Below are 22,829 nucleotides of genomic sequence, written 5' to 3' on the forward strand. Positions count from 1 at the left end.
AGGAATGCAGCGATGAGCACGATCCCGGTCCACGCCGCCGGCGCCGCGGATGGCCGCTGGCACGTCGCCCGCGTGGCCAGCGCCCCGCATCGACTGGGCTTCTTCGCCGCGGCCGTGCTGATGGCCGCCACCGCGCTGTGGTGGACGCTGGCGCTGGCCGCACGCCACGCCGGCTGGCACTGGCCCTGGTCCGTGCCGCCGGCCGCCGCGCATGGGCTGGCGATGTCGCTGGGCTTCATGCCGATGTTCATCGTCGGCTTTGCCTTCACCGCCGGTCCGCGCTGGCTGGGTCTGCCCGAGGTGCCGGCGGCGCGACTGCTGTTCGGCGTGAGCGGCTATGCGGGCGGCTGGCTGCTCGCGCTGGCGGGCTTCGCGTTCGAGCCGAGGCTGGCGGCGGCGGGCATGGCGAGCGCCGCGCTCGCCTGGACGACGCTGGGGCTGCGCTTCGCGCGCCTGGTGCGCCAAAGCCGCGCGCCGGACCGCCTGCATGCCAAGGCCGTGCTCGCGGCCGGCAGCGTCGGCGCACTGGCGATGGCGCTGGGCGCCTGGTCCGTCGGCGCCGGCGATGCCACGCTGGCACGCGTCGCGGCGCAGCTGGCGCTGTGGGGCTTTCTCGCGCCGACCTTCGCGATCGTTTCGCACCGCATGATCCCGTTCTTCACCGCGAGCGCCTTGCCCTTGCTGGACGCATGGCGGCCGACCTGGCTGCTGTGGGCCATGCTGGCGGCGCTGGCCGCCAGTGCCTGCGGCGCAATCGCGGCGCTGCTGTGGTGGCCGCTGCCCCGCGCCGCGCACCTGGCGCTGGCCGCCCTGCAGTGGCCGGCGGCGGCCCTGCTGCTGTGGCTCGCGCTGCGCTGGGGCCTGGTGCAAAGCCTGCGCATCCGCCTGCTGGCAATGCTGCACGGCGGCTTCCTCTGGTTCGGCCTCGCGCTCGCGCTGGCCGGTGCCGAGAACCTGCGCGCCTTCGCGTGGCCCGGGCTGCCTTCGCTCGGCCTGGCGCCGCTGCACGCGCTGACCATGGGCTATCTGGGCGCGACCCTGATCGCGATGGTCACGCGCGTCGCCGCCGGCCACAGCGGCCGACCGCTGGCGGCGGACAACGTCGCCTGGACGCTGTACCTCGTGCTGCAGGCGGCCACGGTGCTGCGCGTGGGCGCCGAGCTGTGGCCGCAGGCCGCGGCGACGCTGCTCATGGCCGCCGCGCTGTGCTGGAGCGCCGCCTGTGCCGGCTGGGCCTGGCGCTACGGCGGCTGGCTGGGCCGCCCGCGCGTCGATGGCCGCGCCGGTTGATCAGAAAGGAAATGCCATGCACGTCAAGCGCATCCTCGTGCCGGTCGACGGCAATGAACTCACCGACAAGGCCATCGAGCACAGCCTGTCGCTGGCCCGGCAGCTTGGCGCGGCGGTCACGGCCTTCGTCGCCGAACCGCTGCCGCCGCTGCCGGCGACGCCACGCCTGAAGGCGCTGATGGACAACGAGAACGCCTGGTACGACGCGGCGGCGGCCTCCCACGCCCGTCCGCTGCTCAGCCGCTTCGAAGCCGCCGCGCGCGCCGCGGGCGTGCCCTTCGAAGGCGTCTTCGACCAGGTGCCCCGGGTCGACCAGGCCATCATCGCAGCGGCCGAATCGCATGGCTGCGACATGATCGTGATGGTCACGCACGGCCGCGGCGCGTTCGGCGAGTTCCTGTTCGGATCGCAGACCAAGGCCGTGCTGGCGGGCAGCAAGCTGCCGCTGCTCGTGCTGCACTGAGGCGGCCATGGTGCACATCGCCGAACCGGGCGAACCGCGCGCCCCGCGGGCGCTGCTTCAACGCGAGCCGGCGGTGGGCTTTGCCCAGCCGTTCGAGATGCTGCAGGCCTGCCACGAGCGCGTGCATCGCATGCTGCGCTTGCTCACGCTGCTGGCCGGTCACCTCGAAAGCCACGGCGTGGACGCGGGCGCGGTGGGCGCCGCGCGCGACGTGATGCGCTATTTCGACATCGCCGCGCCGGCCCACCACGAGGACGAGGAGCGCCACGTGATCCCCTGGCTCGCGGCCCACGGCCGTGCCGCGCTTGCGCAGCGGCTGGTGCGCGAGCACCGCCGCATGGAAAGCGAGTGGCAGGCGATCCGCCGCGACCTGGCCCGCATCGCGGCGGGCGTTTGGCATGCTGGCCACGCGCCCGGCCAGCGGCAGCGCTGGGAAGCCTTTGCCACGCTGTACGAGCGACACATCGTGGCCGAGGAGCGGCAGGCCTATCCGCTCGTGCAGGCCCACGGCAGCGCCGAGGCGCTGCGTCGCATGGGCGACGAGATGGCGGCGCGCCGCGGCTTGCCGCAGCCCTGAGCCGACGCGGCAGGCCGCCTCAGTGCCGCCGGCGCCAGGCGAGCGCACCGGCCGCCATGGCCGCGGCGATCAGCAGCAAGGCCCAGGCATTGCCCTCGGCACCGCGCGCGCCACGCCGGATCGACGGCACCACCGGCCAGGCGCAGCAGCAGCGAGCCGTGCAGCAGCGCCAGCGGCGCATAGAACCAGGGGCCGAACTCGACCTTCACGCGCGCCAGCGCCGGCAGGATCACGGGCGCATGGCCCATCACCATGCTCAGCACGAAGCCGATGCCCAGGCCATGCAGCGCTGCATCGCGCGCTGCAAAGGCACCGGCGGCCAGCGCGACCCAGGCCAGGCCCGCGACAGCCAGCCACGCATAGCCGGCCAGCAGGCACACCGCCATGTAGCGGCTGAGCCCCTGCGCATGCACGGTGCGCCGTGCGATGTCGTGGCGCATCAGCCAGAACGACAGCGCCGCGCCAAAGCCCATGCCGCCCGCCGCCGGTGCGACGGCCGACAGCGCGGCGCCAGCCAGCAGCGCCGCGACGATGGCGAAGAACGTGGCCAGCGCGCCGGGACGGCGGCGCAGCAGGCGCGTTATCTCCAGGCGTTCGGCAGCGATCGTCAGCGCCAGGAAGGCGAACCAGCACGAGAGCGTCGCGGGACCGGCTTCGCCCGCGGCGAAACCGAGGTTGCCTGCCAGCCAGGCCAGCGCGGCGACCAGCAGCAAGACCGTGTGAGCCTGCCGCTGGCGGCGCACGATCGCGACGTTGACCGCGACGAAGGCGATGCCCGCGACAACCAGCAGCGCCTGCCCCGCCGTCACGCGGCCCGCCAGCAGGCACGGCCCGGCAAGCGCGGCCGCGAGCGGCGCAGTGAACGCGAGACGCCGCTTGACCGCGACCGCGCGCTCGAGGCCGATCACGCTGCCGAAGAAGACGCCGATCATCAGCGCCGCGTGGAACGGCACCGCCTGCGCGAGCCAGCTGCCCGCGACCACCGGAGCGCCGGCGCGCCACAGGCCGCCGACGATGCCGGCCGCCAGGCTGGTCGCGACGGCGGCGCCGACCAGCAGGCGCAGCGCGATGGCCGCGCCTACCACTGCAGGAAGCGCCGCGCGCGCTCGCTCAGGCGTTCGGGCGTCCATGCCGGCTCCCAGGCGAGCTCGACCTCGATCTCGCGGCCCTCAGGCATGGTGCACCCGAGTTCGGCGTGGATGTCGTCGACGACGACGTCGGCCACCGGGCAGGCGGCCGAGGTCATCGTGATGCGCACGTGGATGCGTTGCGGCGTGATCGTGACGCCGTAGACCAGCCCCACGTCGACGATGCTGAGCGCGACCTCGGGGTCGATCACGCGCGACAGCGCGGCGCCGACGGCCTCGCGCAGCTCGGGCGGGCCTTCGTAGGGAAAGGGGCTGGACGTCGTCATGGCAGCGGCACGTGGATGCGCGCGACGGGCCGCCCCGGCCGCAGCAGCACGCCGAGCGCGGGCTGCTCGTGTACCAGGTCCTCGAGCGTGCAGTCGTCGAGCACCGCGTAGAACGCGTCGACGGCGCGACCCAGCGCGTCGCGCAGCCGGCATTGGCGCGCGATGCGGCACGCGCCCGGCGCATCGCCGAAGCACTGCGCCGGCATCGCGGCGCCTTCGGTCAGCCGCACCACCTGACCGACGACGATGGCCTGCGGCTCGCGCGCGAGCTCCAGCCCGCCGCCGTTGCCGCGCACGTTGTGCAGCAGCCCGTTCCTGCCGAGGAAGTGCGCGACCTTGGTCAGATGGTTCTCCTTCACATCGAAGACGGCGGCGATCTCTGCGATCGTCGCGCGGCGCTGCGGCTGCGCGGCCAGGTAGATCAGCACGCGCAGCGCGTAGTCGGTGAAGGCGGTGAGTTTCATTGGCGCTGCGGCAGGCCGCGGCATACGGGAGCGATGCAGCGTAAAGGTGCAGATGCGATGCAGCTTTGACGGCGATCAAGGCGCTCGCCCCGCCCACGCAGACGCCGATTGACGCGTCGCAAGCCGGCGACGCGGCACGCCGCCTACATTGCCGGCGATGCACAAGCTTCTGCGCACCGCGCCGCTGTCGGCCAAGCTCGGCATCATCGGCGCCGCGCTGCTCGCGTTGGCGCTTGGTTCGATCGCGCTGACGCTGTGGGTGACGTGGCAGCTCGAAGGCGGCGCTGCCGCCGTCAACGAGGCGGGACGGCTGCGCATGCAGACCTGGCGCCTGGCGCAGGGGGTGGGCAGCGGCGACGCCGCGCGCCACGCGGAGCTCGTTCGGCAGTACGAGGCCACGCTCGAGCTGCTCGGCAGCGGCGATCCGGCGCGGCCGCTGTTTGTGCCGCGCGACGCCCTCACCCGCGCCGCCTTCGGGCAGGTCCGCGAGCGCTGGGCTGCGCTGCGCGGCGACTGGCAGTCGGGCACGGCGCCGTCGAACGCGCAGGCGGCCGCGCGGGCCGAACACATGGTCGCCGCCGTCGATGCCTTCGTCGATGCGATCGAGCACCGGCTGGCGCGCTGGACCACGCTGCTGACGCTGTTCCAGCTCGGCCTGATGGCGCTGGCCATCGCCGGCGGCGTGACGCTGCTCTACGCCGCCTACCTGTTCGTCTTCAATCCGCTGGCGCGGCTGCAGGCCGGCCTGGCGCGCATCGAGGCCGGCGACCTCGGCGCGCGCGTCGACGTGGCCAGCCACGACGAATTCGGCCACCTGTCGCAAAGCTTCAACCGCATGGCGGCCACGCTGCAGGGCTTCTACCGCGACCTCGAGGACAAGGTGCGCCGCAAGACCGAGACCTTGCGCGCCGAGCGCGAGCGGCTCGCGCTGCTGTACGACGCCAGCGCCTTCGTCGGTCGCGCCGCCAATCTGCAGGCCCTGGCCGAAGGCCTGGCCGGGCGCATGCGCCGGGCCGTGCACGCCGATGCGGCGATGCTGCGCTGGCGCGACGGCCAGCACGGCGAGCACGTGCTGCTGGCTTCCGAGGGCGTGCCTGCGGGCCTGCTCGAGCATGAACGCTGCCTGTCCGACGGCGGCTGCCACTGCGTCAGCGAGCCGCAGACGAGCGCGGTGCGCAGCATCCCGATTCGCGCCGCCGACGCAGGTGCGCCGACGCCTTGCGAGCGCTTCGGCTTCGATCGCATGGTGGCCGTGCCGGTGCGCCTGCACGAGCAATCGCTGGGCGAGGTCAACCTGCTGTTCCGCGGCAACGGCGCAGCGCTCGCGAGCGAAGACCTGCAGCTGCTCGAAAGCCTGGCGAGCCACTTTGCCAGCGGCATGGAAGGACTGCGTGCGGCCGCGCTCGAGCGCGAGGCCGCGGTGGCCGAGGAGCGCAGCCTGATCGCGCGCGAGCTCCACGACTCGATCGCCCAGGGGCTGGCATTCATGAAGATCCAGGTGCAGCTGCTGCGCCGCGCACTCGAGCGCGGCGAGGCCGCGCTGGCCCTGGGCACCGTCGACGAGATCGATGCCGGCGTGCGCGAGAGCACGGCCGACGTGCGCGAGCTGCTGCTGCACTTTCGCACCCGCACCAACGGCGACGACATCGTGCCGGCGCTCAAGACCACGCTGCAGAAGTTCCACCACCAGACCGGCCTGGAGACGCACATCGACGTCCACGGCCGCGGCGTGCCGCTCGCGCCCGATGTCCAGGTGCAGCTGCTGCATGTGGTGCAGGAAGCGCTGTCGAACGTGCGCAAGCACGCCGGTGCAACCAAGGTCTGGCTCGACGTTCAGCAGCAACCGAACTGGCGCATCGAGGTGCGCGACGACGGTCTCGGCTTCGATACCGGCACCGATGCGCAGCCCGACGAGACGCATGTCGGCCTGCGCATCATGAGCGAGCGCGCTGCCGGCATCGGCGCACAGGTGCATGTGCGTTCCGCGCCGGGCGCGGGCACTCGCGTCGTCGTCTCGCTGCCCGAGCGCGAAGCGCAGGCCGCGTGAAGAAGGAGCGAGTCCATGAGCGATGCGATCAAGGTCATGGTGGTCGACGACCACACGCTCTTTCGGCGCGGGCTGACCGCGCTGCTGGTCAGCGACGGCCGATTCGAGGTCGTGGCCGAGGCCGGCGACGCCGCGAAGGCGCAGCAGCTCGCGGCGCAGCTGCGCCCGCAGGTCATGCTGCTGGACAACCACCTGCCCGGCGCGCGCGGCGTCGACGCCTTGCCCGATCTGCTGCGCGCCGCCCCGGGCATGCGCATCCTGATGCTGACCATGAGCGAGGACGAGCGCGACCTCGCCGACGCGATGCGCGCCGGCGCGTCAGGCTACCTGCTGAAGACCTCCGACAGCGACGAGCTGGGCGACGCGATCGAGCGCGCCGCGCGCGGTCAGTCCAGCGTGAGCGCGGCGATGACGGCCAAGCTGGCGGCGGCCTTCCAGTTCACGGCCGCCGCGTCGGCGCAGGCCGAGCCCGCCGTGCCGGCGCATGCGATCGACAGCCTGTCGGCGCGCGAGCGCGAGATCCTCGAGCTGATCGCCGCGGGCCGGAGCAACAAGGAGATTGCGCGCGAACTGGCGATCGCCGAGACCACGGTCAAGATCCACGTGCAGCACATCCTGCGCAAGCTGCAGCTCAGCTCGCGCGTGCAGGCCGCGGTGGTGGCGGCGACCTACCGCGCCAGCGCCTGACCCGGCGCCGGCGTCGGCGTCGATCATCGACAAAGCCTCAATGGCCGCCGCAGCTGCCGCAGCAATTGCCATCGGCGTGCGCTGCGGCGAGCTTGGTGATGCGAACGCGCCAGACTTCGGGCCCGCGCTCGAGATAGTCCCAGGCGAACTGTCCGGGCTTCTCGGCCTGCATCTGGTGGTACAGCGGCTTGGGATCGTGGTCGTTGACGAGCTCCAGCGTCTCGCCGCCGCCCAGGCTGCGGAAGGTGTTGAAGATCAGCGGATGGCGCTCGCGCGGCGCGATCTCGCGCACGTCGATCTTGGTGCCGTAGTTGGTCAGGGTCATGGCTGCTCGCTCCTGCGACTGAAGATGCATTTCGGATGCAGCAATGTAGGAAGCCAGCGGCGCGGGCGTTCTGACGCAGGTCAAGCTCGAAACGAAAGCAGACCCGAAACGAAAAAAGCCCGGTGTCTTTCGACACCGGGCTTGCTCGTTCTTGGTCGGGACGGCGGGATTCGAACTCGCGACCCCTTGCACCCCATGCAAGTGCGCTACCAGGCTGCGCTACGCCCCGAAGAAGCGCGCATTATAGCCGCAGGATTCATGCGCTTCGCGCTGCGGCGCCCTCGCGATCACACGGCGAGCAGGCCGCGAATCGAGATCAGTTCTTCGCGGATCGGCGCCCACGGGTCACCTTCGACGCCGGCCGAAACCGAGGTGCGGGCGGCCGGGGCCGGCGAGTCCTTCTTCAGCAGCGCGACGGCCATCGTCGCGTCGTCTTCGACCAGCGCTTCGTCATCGCCTTCGGGTGGCAGCGCGGCGCCGGCCGGCACGCGCATCGGGGACTCCGCGAGCCGGTTGCGCGCGCCGCTGATCGTGAAGCCCTGGTCGTACAGCAGCTCGCGGATGCGACGGATCAGCAGCACCTCGTGGTGCTGGTAGTAGCGCCGGTTGCCGCGGCGCTTCATCGGCTTGAGCTGGGTGAACTCCTGTTCCCAGTAGCGCAGCACGTAGGGCTTCACGCCACACAGCTCGCTGACCTCACCGATCGTGAAATAGCGCTTGGCTGGGATGGGCGGCAGCGCTTTTTCCATTGGAAATCAATGAGGTGTGGGGGTTTTGTTCAGACTTTACTCGAAGTCGTCGCCGTTGGGGATCTCGCCTTGCACCAGGGCCTTGAGCTTGTGGCTGGCATGAAACGTCACCACGTTGCGTGCCTTGATGGGGATCGCTTCGCCCGTTCGCGGGTTGCGGCCCGGGCGCGGTGCCTTGCGGCGGATCTGGAAGTTTCCGAAGCCCGAGAGCTTGGCGTCATTGCCCGCCACGAGCTGCTCGTGCAGCAGCTCGAAGAAGGCTTCGACCATGTCCTTGGACTCGCGCTTGTTGAGGCCCAGGCGCTCGAACAGCAGCTCGGCGAGCTCCGCCTTGGTCAGCGTCGGCGTTTCGAGCGTCGGGAGGATGACTCGGTCCATGTCTTGGCTCATCGTCTTCCGGAGTTGGTCGGATCAGCCGCGCAGGCGCACGCCCAGCGTGCTACTAAGGTGTGTCACCACGGCCTGCACGGCCGCATCGATGCGCTCGTCGGTCAGCGTCGCCTGCTCGTCGAGCAGCTCGAGGCGCACGGCGAGGCTGCGTTCACCGGCGGCGATCTCGGCCGTCGGCGTCTTCGGGCGGTAGACGTCGAACAGTAGCGCGTCGCGCACCAGGCCGTCGGTCGGCGCGGCTTTCACGGCGGCGATCAGTGCGTCATGCGTCACGCCCTCGCCGGCAATCAGCGCGAGGTCGCGCGTCACCGGCAGCTGGCGCGGCACCGGCGTGGCCTGCGGCAGGCGGCCGCGCATCAGCGCTTCGGCGTCGAGCTCGAAGACGATCGGTGCGCTCGGCAGCTCGTAGGCCTGGCGCCAGCGCGGATGCAGCTCGCCGACGTGGCCGATCGTCACGCCGTCCAGCTCGATGCGCGCGCTGCGCCCCGGGTGCAGGGCCGGATGCTCGGCGGCGGCGAAGCGCGCGACGCGCGGCGCCAGCAGCGCCTCGATGTCGCCCTTGACGTCGTAGAAGTCGACCGCGCGCTCGGGCTGGCCCCATTGCAGCTCCGCGGCCGGCCCGGCGGCCAGGCCGGCCAGGCGCAGCGGCTGTGCGATGCCGGCGACCGTGGCGTCGCTTTCGAGCACCGAGGCATCGCGCAGGAACACCTTGCCGAGCTCGAACACGCGCACGCGCTGGGCCTTGCGGGCCAGGTTGTAGCGCAGCACCTGGACCAGGCTGCCGATGAGGCTGGTGCGCATCACGTCGAGCTGGCTGGCGATCGGGTTGAGCAGCTTGATCGGGTTGTCGCAGCCGGCGAGCTCGCGTTCCCAGCGCGCGTCGACGAAGCTGTAGTTCAGCGTCTCCTGGTAGCCCAGTCCGGCCAGCGCATGGCGCAGCACGTGCGGCGAGCGGCGCGCCTCCGCACCTACGCGCGCGGTCACCGGCGCCAGCGGCGGGGTGCCCGGCAGCCTGGGATAGCCCAGCACGCGGATGACTTCTTCGATCAGGTCTTCCTCGATCGAGATGTCGAAGCGGTTGCTCGGCGGCGTGACGGTCAGGCTGCCATCGGCTTCGGTGAAGGCCAGGCCCAGGCGGCGGAACACCTCCGCACACTGCGCCTGCGTGACCGGCATGCCGATCACCTTGCTTGCCCGCGCGACGCGCATCGTCACCGGCTGCGGCTTGGGCAGGTTGACGACGTGGTCGTCCATCGGGCCGGCCTCCCCGCCGCAGATCTGCTGCACGAGCGCGGTGATGCGCTCGATGTGCTCGACGGTGAGCGCCGGGTCGACGCCGCGCTCGAAGCGGTGGCCGGCGTCGGTCGAGAAGTTGTAGCGGCGCGAGCGACCCATCACCGCCTTGGGCCACCAGAACGCGGCTTCGACGTAGATGTTGCGCGTGTCGTCCGAGACCGCGGTCGACTGCCCGCCCATGATGCCGGCCAGCGACTCGACCCTGCCGTCGCCATCGGCGATCACGCCGACCTGCTCGTCGACCGTGATGGTGTTGCCGTTGAGCAGCTCGAGCGACTCGCCCGCGCGGCCCCAGCGCACGACGAGGCCGCCGTGGATCTTGTCGAGGTCGAAGATGTGCGACGGGCGGCCGAACTCGAACATCACGTAGTTCGAAATGTCGACCAGCGCGCTCACCGAGCGCTGGCCGCAGCGCGCGAGGCGCTCGACCATCCAGGCCGGCGTGGCGGCCTTGGGGTTCACGCCGCGCACCACGCGGCCCGAGAAGCGGCCGCACAGGTCAGGAGCCTCGACGCGCACTGGCAGCTTGGCGTCGTGCTTCGGCGCGACGGGCGGGAAGGCCGGCGTCGACAGCGGCGCGCCGGTGAGCGCGGCGACGTCGCGGGCGATGCCGTAGACGCTCAGCGCATGCGCGAGGTTGGGCGTGAGCTTGAGCGTGAACAGCGTGTCGTCGAGCGCGAGGTGCTCGCGGATGTTGCGACCCACCGGCGCGTCGTCGGCCAGGATCAGCAGGCCGCCGTGGTCGTCGGAGAGCTTGAGTTCCCGCGCCGAGCACAGCATGCCCTGGCTCTCGACGCCACGCAGCTTGCCGAGCTTGATGCGAAACGGCTCGCCGCCCTCTTCGGCGGGCGGCAGTTCGGCGCCGACGAGCGCGCACGGCACCTTGATGCCCGCTCGCACGTTGGGCGCGCCGCAGACGATGTTGAGCACAGCGCCGGTGCCTGCGTCGACCTGGCAGACGTTCAGGCGGTCCGCGCCCGGGTGCTTCTCGACCGAGAGCACCTTGGCGACGACGACCTGCGAGAACGGAGGCGCCACCGGGCGCAGCTCCTCGACCTCGAGGCCGGACATCGTGAGCAGCTCGGCCAGTTCGGCGGTGGACAGGGGCGGGTTGCAGAAGTCGCGCAACCAGGACTCGGGGAATTGCATGGTGCTTGTCTTGGAAAACCGTTCGGGGCTGTTTCTTCGCGCGCGTCAGGCGAACTGGCGCAGGAAGCGCAGGTCGCCGTCGAAGAACAGGCGCAAGTCATTGACGCCGTAGCGCAGCATCGCGAGCCGGTCGATGCCCGAGCCGAACGCGAAGCCGATGTAGCGCTCGGGATCGAGCCCCATGTTGCGGATCACCTGCGGGTGCACCTGGCCGGAGCCGGAGACCTCGAGCCAGCGCCCGGCCAGCGGGCCGGTGGCGAACTTCATGTCGATCTCGGCGCTCGGCTCGGTGAACGGGAAGTAGCTCGGCCGGAAGCGGATCTCGAGGTCCTTGGTCTCGAAGAAGGCCTGGATGAAATCGACGTAGACCGCCTTCAGGTCCTTGAAGCTGATGTTCTCGCCGACCCACAGGCCCTCGACCTGGTGGAACATCGGCGAGTGGGTCGCGTCACTGTCGACCCGGTAGGTGCGGCCCGGCGCGATCACGCGGATCTCGGGCATCGGCAGGCCGGCGTCGAGCAGGTGCTTGTGGCGCTTGACGTGCTGGACCGCGTAGCGGATCTGCATCGGGCTGGTGTGGGTGCGCAGCACGTAGCCGCCTTCGACGTAGAAGGTGTCGTGCATCGAACGCGCGGGATGGTCCTGCGGCGTGTTCAACGCGGTGAAGTTGAACCAGTCGGCCTCGATCTCCGGGCCGTCGGCGACGTCGAAGCCCATCGAGCCGAAGATCTGCTCGATGCGCTCCATCGCGCGCGTGACCGGGTGCAGACCGCCCTGCCCTGGCGTGCGGCCGGGCAGCGTGACGTCGAGCGCCTCGGCGCGCAGCTGCTGCGCGAGCTCGGCGTCGGCCAGGGCTTGTCGGCGCGCATTGAGCGCGGCCTCGACCTGCTGCTTGGCCTCGTTGATGCGCGCGCCTTGTGCCTTCTTCTCCTCGGGCGCAAGCGCCGCCAGGCCCTTGAGCAGCTCGGTCAGGCGACCGCTCTTGCCGAGAAAGCGGGCCTTGGCGTTCTCGAGTTCGGCCGGCGTCGGCGCGGCGTCGAACGCGGCGGCGGCATCGGCGACCAGCGTGGCGAGCGAGGAGACGGTGTCGTTCATTGGGGGATCAAGCGGGGAAACAAAAAAAGGCCTGCACTCGGTGCAGGCCTTCTCGCATGAGGCCGGGGCCGCCGTCGCGGACGGCACCGGGAATCGGGATGAACCGAAATCAGGCGAGCTGGGCCTTCACCTTGTCGACGATGCTGCTAAAGGCAGCGATGTCGTTCACGGCCATGTCGGCGAGAACCTTGCGGTCGATCTCGATCTGGGCCTTCTTCAGGCCCGCCATGAAGCGGCTGTAGGTGACGCCGAAGCTGCGCGACGCGGCGTTGATGCGGGCGATCCACAGACGGCGGAACACGCGCTTCTTGGCACGGCGGTCACGGTAGGCATATTGACCCGCCTTCATCACCGCCTGCTTGGCGATGCGATAGACGTTCTTGCGGCGGCCGCGGAAGCCCTTGGCGAGGGCCAGGATCTTCTTGTGGCGGGCGCGGGCGGTGACACCACGTTTGACGCGAGGCATGTCTTGCTCCTTCTACGAGTGGGGACCCCGGCTTACAGGCCGGCGAACGGCAGCATCTGGGCCATGTGGCCCATGTTGGTCTCGTGCACGTTGGCCGAGCCACGCAGATGGCGCTTGTTCTTGGTGGTCTTCTTCGTGAGGATGTGACGCTTGAACGCCTGACCGCGCTTGACGGTGCCACCCGGACGAACGCGGAACCGCTTGGCCGCGCTCTTCTTGGTCTTCATCTTGGGCATGACTGCTCCTTCTTCGTCGTTCCCGCAGGCGCCGCGAACCGTTCGCGGACTTGGGGGCCTGCCGGGCACTGGCTCCGGGCGGCGGCGACCAACCGCCGCCCGGGCATCTTGTCCGCCACGAGCCTTGCGGCTCGCGGCGCTGAATCACTTCTTCTTCTTCGGGGCCAGCACCATGATCATCTGGCGCCCTTCGAGCTTGGGCATGTTCTCGACGACCGACACCTCGGTCAGGTCGTCCCGCACGCGTTCCAGGAGGCGCATGCCCAACTCCTGGTGCGTGATCTCGCGGCCGCGGAAGCGCAACGTGACCTTGCCCTTGTCGCCCTCTTCCAGGAAGCGGCGCAGGTTGCGCAGCTTGATCTGGTAGTCACCTTCGTCGGTGCCGGGGCGGAACTTGACTTCCTTGATCTCGATGACGTGCTGCTTGGCCTTGGCCTCTGCCGCGCGCTTCTGCTCCTGGTACTTGAACTTGCCGTAGTCCATCAGGCGGCAGACCGGCGGGTTCGCGGTGGCCGAGATCTCGACGAGATCGACGTCCGCCTCGCCGGCGAGGCGCAATGCTTCCTGGATCGACACGATGCCCAGCGGCTCGTTGTCCGGCCCGTTGAGGCGCACCTCCGGAGCCATGATCTCGCGGTTCAGCCGATGCTTGCGCTCGTCATTGCGAATGCGACGTTCAAAGAAGTTAGCGATGGTCGGTTTCCTTCCGAGCCGTGAGGCTCAATACTCATCTTCACGCGCCTGGGACGACCAAGGCGCGACGGGGAAAAGACTCCACGTCACGCCTTGCTGGCGATGTCACCGGTGATCCTTTGGATGAAGGCTTCCAGGGGCATCGCACCGAGGTCCTGGTTGCCCCGGGCGCGCACCGCAACGGCCCCGGACGCCTTCTCCTTGTCGCCAACGACCAGGAGGTACGGGACCTTTTGCAACGAATGCTCGCGGATTTTATACGTGATTTTCTCGTTCCGCAAATCGGCGCTCGCTCTAACTCCTTGTTTTTGAAGCGTTTTCGCGATCTGAGTAACGGTATCGGCCTGCGCGTCGGTGATGCTCATGACCACCACCTGCGTCGGCGCCAGCCACGCCGGCAAGGCGCCGGCATGCTGCTCGATCAGGATGCCGATGAATCGCTCCAGACTGCCCACGATGGCGCGGTGCAGCATCACCGGTGCGTGCCGGGAGCCGTCCTCGGCGACGTACTCGGCATCGAGCCGCCCGGGAAGCGAGAAGTCGACCTGCATCGTGCCGCACTGCCACTGTCGGCCGATCGCGTCCTTGAGCGTGTACTCGATCTTGGGGCCGTAGAAGGCGCCGTCGCCCGGCGAGATCTGGAACTCGCAACCGGAGCGGCGCAGGCTTTCCATCAGCGCGTGCTCGGCCTTGTCCCAGACCTCGTCCGAGCCGATGCGCGCGGCCGGGCGCGTGGCGACCTTGTAGATGATGTCGGTGAAGCCGAAGTCCTTGTAGACCTTCTGCAGCAGCGCCGTGTAGGCCACGCACTCGTCGAGGATCATGTCCTCGGTGCAGAAGATGTGGCCGTCGTCTTGCGTGAAGCCGCGCACGCGCATGATGCCGTGCAGGCCGCCCGTGGGCTCGTTGCGGTGGCACTGGCCGAACTCGCCGTAGCGCAGCGGCAGGTCGCGGTAGCTCTTGATGCCCTGCTTGTAGATGAGGATGTGGCCCGGGCAGTTCATCGGCTTGAGGGCGTAGTCGCGCTTCTCGCTCTCGGTCGTGAACATGTTCTCCCGGTACTTGTCCCAGTGGCCGGTCTTCTCCCACAGCGACTTGTCCAGGATCTGCGGTCCCTTGACCTCCTGGTAGCCGTTGTCGCGGTAGACGGCGCGCATGTACTGCTCGACCTGCTGCCAGACCGTCCAGCCCTTGGGGTGCCAGAACACCAGGCCGGGCGCGTGCTCGTCCATGTGGAAGAGATCGAGCTCGCGGCCAAGCTTGCGGTGGTCGCGCTTCTCGGCTTCTTCCAGGCGCACGAGGTATTGCTGCAGCTCCTCCTTCGTCGCCCAGGCGGTGCCGTAGACGCGCTGGAGCATCTCGTTGCGGTGGTCGCCGCGCCAGTAGGCGCCGGCCACCTTCATCAGCTTGAAATGCTTGAGCTTGCCCGTGCTCGGCACGTGCGGGCCGCGGCACAGGTCCTCGAAGGCGCCTTCGCGGTACAGCGAGACGTCCTCGTTGGCCGGGATGCTGGCGATGATCTCGGCCTTGTAGTGCTCGCCCAAACCCTTGAAGTAGGCCACGGCCTCGTCGCGCGGCAGCACGCGGCGTTCGACCTTCTCATCCTTCTTCGCCAGCTCGGACATCTTGGCCTCGATGGCCGCCAGGTCCTCGGGCGTGAAGGGACGCTTGTAGGAGAAGTCGTAGTAGAAGCCGTCTTCGATCACCGGACCGATCGTCACCTGCGCCTCGGGAAACAGCTCCTTGACCGCGTAGGCCAGCAGGTGCGCCGTCGAGTGGCGGATCATCTCCAGGCCGGCGGGATCCTTGTCGGTCACGATGGCCAGCGGCGTGTCGGACTCGATGCGATAGCTCGTGTCGACGAGCCGCGCGCCCTCGCCCGCGCCGATGCGCCCGCCGAGCGCGGCCTTGGCGAGGCCGGCGCCGATCGAGGCGGCTACCTCGGCGACGGTCACCGGGCCGGGGAACTCGCGCCGGGAACCGTCGGGAAGCGTGATCGAAACCATGGAAGACCTCTTCGTGGAAAACAAAAAAGCGCGGGGGTGAGCCGCGCTTTGAGGGATCGAGTGCGAACGTCTGGGCGTTCGGGCGTGATCAGACCGCGGGGCGTCGAACCTCACTGAAGGGGGTCGAAGTTCGCGGTGTCATAACCCGTGCTGCCTTTCTCGCTCTTGGTTCGTTGCTCGATCGAAGGCCCGGATGTTACCAGCCGGGCCTTGCCCTCGAGGTCAGCCATGCTTGGCGTCGAAGAACTGTTCGTCTTCCGTGGAGCCCTTGAGCGCCGCGGTCGAGGCTTCCTTCTCGATCGTCGTGGTCACGGCGTCGAAGTAGCCGGTGCCGACCTCGCGCTGGTGCTTCACCGCGGTGAAGCCCTTCTCCGCGGCGGCGAACTCGGCTTCCTGCAGCTCGACGAAGGCGCTCATCTGGTTGCGGGCGTAGCCGTGCGCCAGGTTGAACATCGAGTAGTTCAGGCTGTGGAAGCCGGCCAGCGTGATGAACTGGAACTTGTAGCCCATCGCGCCGAGCTCGCGCTGGAACTTGGCGATCGTCGCGTCGTCGAGGTTCTTCTTCCAGTTGAACGACGGCGAGCAGTTGTACGACAGCAGCTTGCCCGGGAACTTGGCGTGGATCGCCTCGGCGAACTTCTTCGCGTAGGCCAGGTCCGGCTTGCCGGTCTCGCACCAGATCATGTCGGCGTACGGCGCATAGGCCAGGCCGCGCGAGACGGCCTGCTCGAGGCCCGGCTTGGTGCGGTAGAAGCCTTCGACGGTGCGCTCGCCCGTGCAGAACGGCTTGTCGTTGTCGTCGACGTCGCTGGTGACCAGGTCGGCCGCCTCGGCGTCGGTGCGTGCGACCAGGACGGTCGGCGTGCCCATCACGTCGGCCGCGAGGCGCGCGGCGACCAGCTTGGAGACCGCGTCACGCGTGGGCACCAGCACCTTGCCGCCCATGTGGCCGCACTTCTTCACCGAGGCCAGCTGGTCCTCGAAGTGCACGCCGGCCGCGCCCGCCTCGATCATGGCCTTCATGAGCTCGAAGGCGTTGAGCACGCCGCCGAAGCCGGCTTCCGCGTCGGCCACGATCGGCGCGAAGAAGTCGATGTCGTTCTTGCCCTCCGACCACTGGATCTGGTCGGCGCGCTGGAAGGTCGCGTTGATCTTCTTGACGACCTTGGGCACCGAGTCCACCGAGTACAGCGACTGGTCCGGATACATCTCGCCGTTGCTGTTGGCGTCGCCGGCGACCTGCCAGCCGGACAGGTAAATCGCCTTGAGGCCCGCCTTGACCTGCTGCATCGCCTGGTTGCCGGTCAGCGCCCCCAGCGCGTTGACGAAGGGCTCGGTGTTGACCAGGTTCCACAGCTTCTCGGCGCCGCGCTTGGCGAGCGTGTGCTCGATGGCGACCGAGCCGCGCAGGCGGACGACGTCGGCGGCGCTGTAGCCGCGCTTGATGCCTTTCCAGCGCGGGTTCTCGGCCCAGTCCTTCTCGAGGGCGGCGGCTTGCTGTTCGCGGGTCGGTTGGCTCATGGCAGGACTCCTGGTGTGTGAGCGGGTGGATCGAAAGCGAAAAACCTGGGCTCAAGATTAGCGGCGTGCCTGCCGATCGGAAAGACTTATGTCTTATAGAAGACTGAAAGTTGTTTTGTTTTAAATCAACAACTTAGCGCTTACGTTTCTCAATAAGAAATGCCGTCTTTCGCAATGGGAAAACTTGACGCAATGCAGCACGCGAAGGTTTCATATTGCGGCATGTCTTTGTTGAGTCATGAAATCGCGCCGACGAAGCTTGCGTCTCAGCGCCGCTGCGCCAGCCAGGCGCGCGCGGCCAGCGCCAGCCGCATGCGCCGCGACGAGGCCGGATGGCTGCGCCAGGCCTCTTCCATGCGCTGGGCGGCCGTGCGCAGCGGCGCGCGCGCATAGAGCCCGCACACCAGCAGCAGCGCCAGCGCGGTCAGCGGGGCGCGCAGCGCGAGCCGCGCCGGCTGCGTGTGCGCCAGCGCCGGATCGACGAGCGCGGCCTGCAGGCCCGGCGCCTCGGCGAGTCGCAGGTAGCGCAGCCGTGTCTCGGTCGCCAGCAGCCGCAGGTAGCCCTCGCGCAGCGACGACAGCTGCTCCATGCCCGGCGTCGCGCCTGGCAGCGGCGCGACCGGCGCGGCGCCGGGCTCGTCAATCATCTGCTCGCCTGCGACGCTGCCGCCGCGCCCGAGGCTGCGCGGATCGACCTGCAGCACTTCCTGCGCGTCCCACTGGCCGACCTGGTGCCCGCTCGGGTCGAGCTTGGGGATCGGCATCAGCGCATCGCCGCCGACGCCGACGATCAGCCCGGCCACCGCGCCCGGCTCGCCGTCGAAGCTCGGCCGGTAGCGCGGGCTGACGGGCGGCGCCTCGTGGCCGTCGGTGATGAACACCAGCGCCGGGCGGCCCGGCAGCGCCGCGGCGACCTTGAGGCCGCTGTACAAGCCCTTCGCGACCTCGCTGTTGCCGCTCCACGCCATGCGGTGGTCGACGTGCGTGACGAGGCTCTTCAGCTCGCGGTAGTTGTCGCAGACCTCGACCGGCGCGAGCAGCAGGAAGCTGCGGTACTCGGTGAACACGCCGACGCCAACGCGCGAGCCGCACGGCAGCTCGGGCAGCACCGCCTGCACGAGCTGGCGCGCCTTGGCCAGGCGCGAGACGGCGCCCGGCTGGCCGGTCTCGCCGCCGCTCCATTGGTCGGCCACCGCCATGCTTTGCGTGATGTCGAACACCAGCAGCAGCTCGATCTGCCGCCGGCTGCCGGGCACCGACGGGTTCCACCACGCCAGCGCCACCAGCGCAGCGGCCGCGGCCAGCGCCAGACGCGAGGCATGGCGCCGCGCCACGCCGGCCAGCGTGCCGCGCCACGCGCGAAGACGTTGCCGCTGGTTCATGGCAGGCCCTGCGAGACGCCGCGCATCGTCGTCGCCGCGCGTTCGGCGTCCTGCGGCGGCTCCGAGGGCGCGGTGTCGGCGGGCTCCGGGTCCGGCTGCAGGCGCTGCGCGCGTTCGAGGTTGTAGCGCGCGTCCCAGTCGTCCGGCCGCTGGCGCAGCACCGAGCGATAGGTCTCCTTGGCCAGCTCGATCAGCGCAATCGCCTGGCCCGGCTGCGTCGACTCGCGCAGCGCGATGGCCTGGCGCATCAGCAGGTTGGCGCTGTTGTAGCGCGCCGCGGCGCCGAGCTCCGGGTCGTCGTAGAGGCTGCGCCAGCGCGCGAGCGCGGCCTCGTCGCGGCCGGACTTGGCCAGAAGCGAAGCCTGCGCGAAGCGCCATTGCGGCGGTCGGCCGTCGTTCAGCCAGTCGGCCGACGCGGGCTGCGACGCCGCCGACGCGCCCGGCGCGGGCGCGATCACTTCCAGCACGCGGCCAGCGACGATGCGCTCGTTCATCGCGCGCTTGGCCTCCAGCCGCTGCCAGGCAGCGCCGGCCGCCAGCGCGGTGACGACCAGCAGCGCGACGATCCAGCGCGTGCGCCGCACCAGCAGACTGGCGCGGCGCGGCGGTGCGCTGGCGGCAAGGCGGCTCAGCGCCATCGCTCGACCTCCAGCAACCGTGCCGCGCCGAGCAGCAGCAAGGCCGCCAGCGCGACCGCGAGGCACGGGCCGTCGAGCTGGCGGCGCGGCACCGTGTCGGGATAGGTGATCGGCAGGTTCTCGAGCCGGTTCAGGTCGTCGACCGCACGCTGCAGCGCTTGCGGGTTCTCGGCCTCGTAGGCACGGTACGGCACGCCCAGGCCCTGGAAGTAGCGATGCAGAAAGTACTCCGGCACCGTGTCGGCCTGGTCGGGCGGGGTGTCGCGGTCGGCCAGCAGCCCGGGGCTGCGCAGCGAGCGGATGTAGATCCAGTACAGCGAGACGCGCAGCCGCCGCATCTGCTGCGCAAGGCGATCGCGCAGGTCGGGGTCGAGGTGGTCGCCGCCGTCGGAGACCAGCAGCAGGATGCGCGAGCCGGTGTAGGCGCGGTCCTCGAAGAAGCGCAGGCCCTCCTGCAGCGCGAGGCCGATGTCGGTCTCCGACAGCCCGCGCCCGACTTCGCCGGCGGCAATGGCGGCCTGGATCGCCTCGGGCTTCTGGGTGAAGTCGAGCACGCGGATCGGCAGCGTGCTGAACACCACCATGCCGAAGCGGTCGGTGCTGCGCTGCGCGGCAAAGTCGGCCAGTACGCGGCGCGCGGCCTGGCCCTTGGTCTGCCCCGCGCGCTGGCCCTCGCGCCCGGCGATGGCTTCGAGCTCGCTGGAGGGTCGGTAGTGGGGGTGGTAGGTGCCGCCCGAGGTGCCTCGCAGCCCCGCGTTGATGAAGGCCTGGTCCATGCTGCGGCTGCGGTCGAGCAGCAGCACGACCTCGGCGCCCTGCCCGTGCCGCTCGACCTCGTGCTCGGGGCGAAACGGCCCCGCCAGGGCGATCACCAGCGCGCCGATCGCGACCATGCCCAGCATGCGCAGCGCGCACTCGAGCGCGCCCGAGGCCGGATCGAGCGGCCAGCCGTGCAGGCTGCCGGCGCGCAACGGCGTGGCCAGCAGCTGCGTCAGCGGCAGCAGCGCCAGCGGCAAGGCCAGCAGGGCCAGCGGCTGGTCGAACCCGAGGGTGAAGGGCGTGCCCATTGCCGTCAGGCCATGGCCTCGGGGCGCGACGCGCCGCCGCGTTCGGCCTCACGCAGCCGCGCGGCGAAGGCTCGCAGCGTCGTCGCGTCGATGCGCGCGCGCGCAGCGCCGTCGGGCGCGAAGAACTGCGTGCGCGAGGCGCTGTAGAAGCGCGCGATCTCGTCGGACAGCGGCGCCATCCAGCGCACGCTGCGCGCATGCGCCGCGACGTCGGAGGCCATCAGCACGCGCCGCGCCTGCGTGTCGAAGGCCTCGTGGAGCGCGCGGCAGGCAGCCTCGATCTGTGCCGGCGTCGCGCCCTCGCGCGGCAGCATGCGCCGCAGGCGCCGCTCGGCGCGCGCGAACGGGCGCCGATGCGCCAGCCACCAGGCGCTGCCCAGCGGCCACAGCAGCAGCCAGCCGAGCAGCACGGCCGCGGCGCTCGCGCAGACCGCGAGCGTGACGCGCTCGGCGCGCATGTCGATCGGCGGCGCCTCGTGGTCCGGGCGCAGCAGGCCCAGGCCGGTGCGCGGCGATGGCTCATCCTGCGTGATCGGCGCAACCACCAGCGGCCAGGCGTCGACGCGCAGCGTCTGTGCCCGTGCGCCGCCGACGAAGCTGAGCTCGATCGGCGGCAGCTCCAGCACGCGCGGCGCCGTGGGTGCCAGGAACACCTGGTAGCGAAGCCGCAGGCGCTGTTCGCGCGCGCCCGGCTCACCCTCGCGATCGATGCGCAGCAGCTCGATCGCACCGCCGGGCCGGCCCGCGGCCGGCAGCGACGCGTCGTCCAGGCGCAGGCCGGGCGGCACTTGCAGGCGCACGACGCGCTCGACGACATCGCCGACGCGCCAGCCAAACGCGCGCTCGTCCTCGACGCGGTGGTCGAGCTGCAGCGGCTCGGCCAGCGCAAGGGTCACGGCCGGCACGGCCAGCGCCGCGAGGCATGCCAGGCGTCGTGCGGCCTTGCTGAACACGGCGCTTCGCATCGCTTCAACCCGAGACGAAATACGCCGTGACCGCCTCGGCGCGAAAGCCCTGTTCGAGGAACAGCGGCCGCAGCCGATGCTCACGCAGCTGCGCCTGCAAGTGCGCGCGCGAGCGCGCCTGCAGGTCGGCCCAGCGCGCGCGCAGCGCCGGTCGCGACCACAGCAGGCGGCGCTCTCCGGTCTCCGGGTCGCGCGCCCAGGCCAGTGCGTGGCCGAGGGCGCCGCCGTCGGGCAGCGCGTACTCGGCCTCGTCGCGGATCACCACCGGCACCACCTCGTGCATCGCCAGCGAGTCGAGCACGCGCTCGAGCAGGGCCGCGCCGAAATGGAAGTCGGAGGCGAGGAACACCAGCGCGCGCGTGCGGCGCAGATGGCGGTGAGCGAGCGCCAGGCCTTGCGCGCCGTGCGCACGGGCCGCGTCGAGGCCGCCGCGGTCGGCCAGCCGGCGCAGGCGGTCGCCGAGGTCGAGACCGGCGCCGCGTGCGCGCGTCAGCGGCAGGAGCAGGTCTTCGCGGATGCCGCGGTCGCAGCCGACAAAGCCGAAGGCGTCGCCGTGGCGCGCGGCCGAGTACGCCAGCGCCCGTGCGAAGTCGCCCAGCACGTCGAGCTTGCGGCGCGCGCCCTCGAAGGCCATCGACGCGGACAGGTCGGCGATCAGGTAGACCGGCACCGTCATGCGCTGCGAATGCACGCGCACCAGCCACTGCTCGTGCGGATCGCGCAGGCTGGCGCGCAGGTCGATGCGGCGCGCATCGGGCGCGTCTTGAAGTGGCAGATGGCCGCGGAATTCGAAGCCGGTCTCGCCGCGGCTGCTGCGATGGGCGCCCGGGAAATGGCCGGCCGCCGGGCGCAGCGTGCGGTAGTGGAACTCCTGCAGGGCCGTCATGGTGCGGGAACGTGCGCCAGGATGCCGTGCATCAGCGCCGGTGCGAGCTCGTCGCGTCGCAGCTCGTGCACCGGTTGGAAGCACAGGCGGTGCGAGATCACCTCGGAGAACACCGCCCTCACGTCCTCCGGCACGACATGGTCGCGCCCGGCCAGCCATGCCGCCACGCGTGCCGCGCGCAGCAGGTAGCTCATCCCGCGCGGGCTTGCGCCGGCCAGGATCACCGAGGCGGTGTCGACGTCGCCGAGGTCGATGCCGAAGTCCTGCGGCAACACCGTCGCGTGCCACAGCCGCAGCACGTAGTCCTGCAGCGCCGTCGAGGCCTGCACGCCCTGCTGGATCGCTTCGGCGATGTCGCCGAGCTGCTCGACCGGCACCAGCGCCTCGGGGAGCGATCCGACCAGGCGGTCGACATCGTGGAAGCGCGTGTCGAACACCAGCGCGCGGCGCGCCGCGTCGTCGGCCGGCGGGTCGATCGCGATCTCCATCATGAAGCGGTCGCGCGCGGCCGAGGCGATCTCGAAGGTCTCCTCGCGCTCGACGCGGTTGCGGTCGGCGAACACCTGCAGATGCGGAAAGCGCCATTCGCGGTTGAAGGCGCTGACGCTCTTTTCGGCCATCACGCGCAACAGCAGCGCATGCACCTGCGGGCGCGCGCGGTTGATCTCGTTGAAGAAGAAGATCGAGAGGTCCTCGCCCTCGCGCGTGAGGGGCCCGGGCTCGACCGCCGGGCGGCCCTCGGCGGTGATGTAGGTGTGGTACAGCAGATCGCCCGGCATCAGGTCGACCGTGCCCTCGATGCGTCCGAACCGCCCGCCCAGCACCTGCGCGAACGCGCGCAGCAGCGTGGTCTTGCCGACCCCCACGTCGCCTTGCAGCAGCACGTGGCCGCGCGCGAAGGTGGCGATCGTGATCAGCCGGATTGCGCGCGCCTGGCCGACCATCGCGCGGCCGACCGCCTCCTCGATCGCCAGCGCCCTCGGCCGCCAGCTCGCCAGCAGCCCGTCGATTCCTCGATCCATG

Annotated in this window: 24 protein-coding genes and 1 tRNA gene; 5 read left to right on the forward strand and 20 right to left on the reverse strand. The window is 70.4% G+C overall.

From position 1 onward, the window contains the following. Positions 1 to 12 precede the first annotated feature (12 nt). Genes ACO2TI_RS11855 through ACO2TI_RS11865 form a run of 3 tightly spaced genes read left to right on the forward strand, consistent with a single transcriptional unit; the run spans position 13 to position 2,330 of the window. Positions 13 to 1,290, forward strand: a complete 1,278-nt coding sequence (locus tag ACO2TI_RS11855) for an NnrS family protein (protein ID WP_423284552.1) — start codon at positions 13 to 15, stop codon at positions 1,288 to 1,290. 16 nt (positions 1,291 to 1,306) lie between these two features. Beyond that, a complete protein-coding gene (locus tag ACO2TI_RS11860) occupies positions 1,307 to 1,753 on the forward strand; it encodes a universal stress protein (protein WP_423284553.1) in 447 nt (148 codons plus the stop codon). 7 nt (positions 1,754 to 1,760) lie between these two features. Continuing rightward, positions 1,761 to 2,330 carry a hemerythrin domain-containing protein gene (locus ACO2TI_RS11865; protein WP_423284554.1) on the forward strand — a complete coding sequence of 190 codons (570 nt, stop codon included), beginning with the start codon at positions 1,761 to 1,763 and terminating at the stop codon, positions 2,328 to 2,330. On the opposite strand, the gene ACO2TI_RS11870 is transcribed toward ACO2TI_RS11865, so the two are convergent. From ACO2TI_RS11870 to ACO2TI_RS11880, 3 genes are read right to left on the reverse strand one after another with little or no spacing between them, the layout of a single operon-like run. Further along, positions 2,240 to 3,460, reverse strand: coding sequence for a hypothetical protein (locus ACO2TI_RS11870; protein ID WP_423284555.1), 1,221 nt, complete (start codon positions 3,458 to 3,460; stop codon positions 2,240 to 2,242). The two genes, ACO2TI_RS11865 and ACO2TI_RS11870, sit on opposite strands and share 91 nt — an antisense overlap. Continuing rightward, positions 3,409 to 3,744 carry a metal-sulfur cluster assembly factor gene (locus ACO2TI_RS11875; RefSeq protein WP_423284556.1) on the reverse strand — a complete coding sequence of 112 codons (336 nt, stop codon included), beginning with the start codon at positions 3,742 to 3,744 and terminating at the stop codon, positions 3,409 to 3,411. Before ACO2TI_RS11875 ends, ACO2TI_RS11870 begins: the two co-directional genes overlap by 52 nt. Then, positions 3,741 to 4,208 carry an Rrf2 family transcriptional regulator gene (locus ACO2TI_RS11880; RefSeq protein WP_423284558.1) on the reverse strand — a complete coding sequence of 156 codons (468 nt, stop codon included), beginning with the start codon at positions 4,206 to 4,208 and terminating at the stop codon, positions 3,741 to 3,743. Before ACO2TI_RS11880 ends, ACO2TI_RS11875 begins: the two co-directional genes overlap by 4 nt. A 157-nt stretch (positions 4,209 to 4,365) precedes the next feature. Here ACO2TI_RS11880 and ACO2TI_RS11885 point away from each other — a divergent pair, with 157 nt between their 5' ends. Further along, entirely contained in the window at positions 4,366 to 6,255 is a 1,890-nt protein-coding gene (locus ACO2TI_RS11885) for a type IV pili methyl-accepting chemotaxis transducer N-terminal domain-containing protein (RefSeq protein ID WP_423284559.1), read from the forward strand. A gap of 15 nt (positions 6,256 to 6,270) precedes the next feature. After that, on the forward strand, positions 6,271 to 6,942 hold the full coding sequence (locus ACO2TI_RS11890; protein ID WP_423284561.1) for a response regulator: 672 nt from the start codon (positions 6,271 to 6,273) through the stop codon (positions 6,940 to 6,942). 37 nt (positions 6,943 to 6,979) lie between these two features. On the opposite strand, the gene ACO2TI_RS11895 is transcribed toward ACO2TI_RS11890, so the two are convergent. The 17 genes from ACO2TI_RS11895 to ACO2TI_RS11975 all read right to left on the reverse strand — a co-directional run bounded on the left by ACO2TI_RS11895 (position 6,980) and on the right by ACO2TI_RS11975 (position 22,828). Further along, a complete protein-coding gene (locus tag ACO2TI_RS11895) occupies positions 6,980 to 7,267 on the reverse strand; it encodes a DUF2249 domain-containing protein (protein ID WP_423284563.1) in 288 nt (95 codons plus the stop codon). 152 nt (positions 7,268 to 7,419) lie between these two features. Next, positions 7,420 to 7,496, reverse strand: a tRNA-Pro gene (locus tag ACO2TI_RS11900). A gap of 58 nt (positions 7,497 to 7,554) precedes the next feature. Next, positions 7,555 to 8,016: a MerR family transcriptional regulator gene (locus ACO2TI_RS11905; protein ID WP_423284565.1), complete on the reverse strand. Its 462-nt coding sequence runs from the start codon at positions 8,014 to 8,016 to the stop codon at positions 7,555 to 7,557. A 36-nt stretch (positions 8,017 to 8,052) separates the two neighbouring features. Continuing rightward, a complete protein-coding gene (locus tag ACO2TI_RS11910; protein ID WP_423284567.1) occupies positions 8,053 to 8,394 on the reverse strand; it encodes an integration host factor subunit alpha in 342 nt (113 codons plus the stop codon). A 33-nt stretch (positions 8,395 to 8,427) separates the two neighbouring features. Next, a complete protein-coding gene (pheT, locus tag ACO2TI_RS11915; RefSeq protein ID WP_423284569.1) occupies positions 8,428 to 10,851 on the reverse strand; it encodes a phenylalanine--tRNA ligase subunit beta in 2,424 nt (807 codons plus the stop codon). 45 nt (positions 10,852 to 10,896) lie between these two features. After that, positions 10,897 to 11,946: a phenylalanine--tRNA ligase subunit alpha gene (locus tag ACO2TI_RS11920; RefSeq protein WP_423284572.1), complete on the reverse strand. Its 1,050-nt coding sequence runs from the start codon at positions 11,944 to 11,946 to the stop codon at positions 10,897 to 10,899. 109 nt (positions 11,947 to 12,055) lie between these two features. Next, positions 12,056 to 12,412, reverse strand: a complete 357-nt coding sequence (gene rplT, locus ACO2TI_RS11925; RefSeq protein WP_423284574.1) for a 50S ribosomal protein L20 — start codon at positions 12,410 to 12,412, stop codon at positions 12,056 to 12,058. A gap of 32 nt (positions 12,413 to 12,444) precedes the next feature. Next, positions 12,445 to 12,648, reverse strand: a complete 204-nt coding sequence (gene rpmI, locus ACO2TI_RS11930) for a 50S ribosomal protein L35 (protein ID WP_423284575.1) — start codon at positions 12,646 to 12,648, stop codon at positions 12,445 to 12,447. A gap of 144 nt (positions 12,649 to 12,792) precedes the next feature. Beyond that, positions 12,793 to 13,341, reverse strand: coding sequence for a translation initiation factor IF-3 (infC, locus tag ACO2TI_RS11935; RefSeq protein ID WP_423284747.1), 549 nt, complete (start codon positions 13,339 to 13,341; stop codon positions 12,793 to 12,795). A gap of 86 nt (positions 13,342 to 13,427) precedes the next feature. Next, positions 13,428 to 15,347, reverse strand: coding sequence for a threonine--tRNA ligase (gene thrS, locus ACO2TI_RS11940; protein WP_423284576.1), 1,920 nt, complete (start codon positions 15,345 to 15,347; stop codon positions 13,428 to 13,430). A 222-nt stretch (positions 15,348 to 15,569) separates the two neighbouring features. Next, a complete protein-coding gene (aceA, locus tag ACO2TI_RS11945) occupies positions 15,570 to 16,868 on the reverse strand; it encodes an isocitrate lyase (protein ID WP_423284579.1) in 1,299 nt (432 codons plus the stop codon). Positions 16,869 to 17,134: 266 nt separating this feature from the next. Continuing rightward, a complete protein-coding gene (locus ACO2TI_RS11950) occupies positions 17,135 to 18,250 on the reverse strand; it encodes a vWA domain-containing protein (protein ID WP_423284580.1) in 1,116 nt (371 codons plus the stop codon). Beyond that, the gene (locus ACO2TI_RS11955) at positions 18,247 to 18,888 is read right to left on the reverse strand and encodes a hypothetical protein (protein ID WP_423284582.1); all 642 of its coding nucleotides are present in this window, start codon (positions 18,886 to 18,888) and stop codon (positions 18,247 to 18,249) included. The genes ACO2TI_RS11950 and ACO2TI_RS11955 overlap by 4 nt, the downstream gene beginning before the upstream one ends. Then, positions 18,879 to 19,955 (reverse strand): vWA domain-containing protein, encoded by a 1,077-nt coding sequence (locus ACO2TI_RS11960; RefSeq protein WP_423284584.1) that lies wholly within the window; start codon positions 19,953 to 19,955, stop codon positions 18,879 to 18,881. Before ACO2TI_RS11960 ends, ACO2TI_RS11955 begins: the two co-directional genes overlap by 10 nt. 5 nt (positions 19,956 to 19,960) lie before the next feature. Continuing rightward, positions 19,961 to 20,920, reverse strand: coding sequence for a hypothetical protein (locus ACO2TI_RS11965; protein WP_423284585.1), 960 nt, complete (start codon positions 20,918 to 20,920; stop codon positions 19,961 to 19,963). Between the two features lie 4 nt (positions 20,921 to 20,924). Further along, entirely contained in the window at positions 20,925 to 21,806 is an 882-nt protein-coding gene (locus tag ACO2TI_RS11970) for a DUF58 domain-containing protein (RefSeq protein ID WP_423284586.1), read from the reverse strand. Beyond that, positions 21,803 to 22,828 (reverse strand): AAA family ATPase, encoded by a 1,026-nt coding sequence (locus ACO2TI_RS11975; protein ID WP_423284588.1) that lies wholly within the window; start codon positions 22,826 to 22,828, stop codon positions 21,803 to 21,805. Before ACO2TI_RS11975 ends, ACO2TI_RS11970 begins: the two co-directional genes overlap by 4 nt. Between the last annotated feature and the right edge of the window lies 1 nt (position 22,829).

It is taken from the genome of Caldimonas sp. KR1-144 (genome assembly GCF_049446155.1).
Classification (GTDB): domain Bacteria; phylum Pseudomonadota; class Gammaproteobacteria; order Burkholderiales; family Burkholderiaceae_C; genus Rivibacter.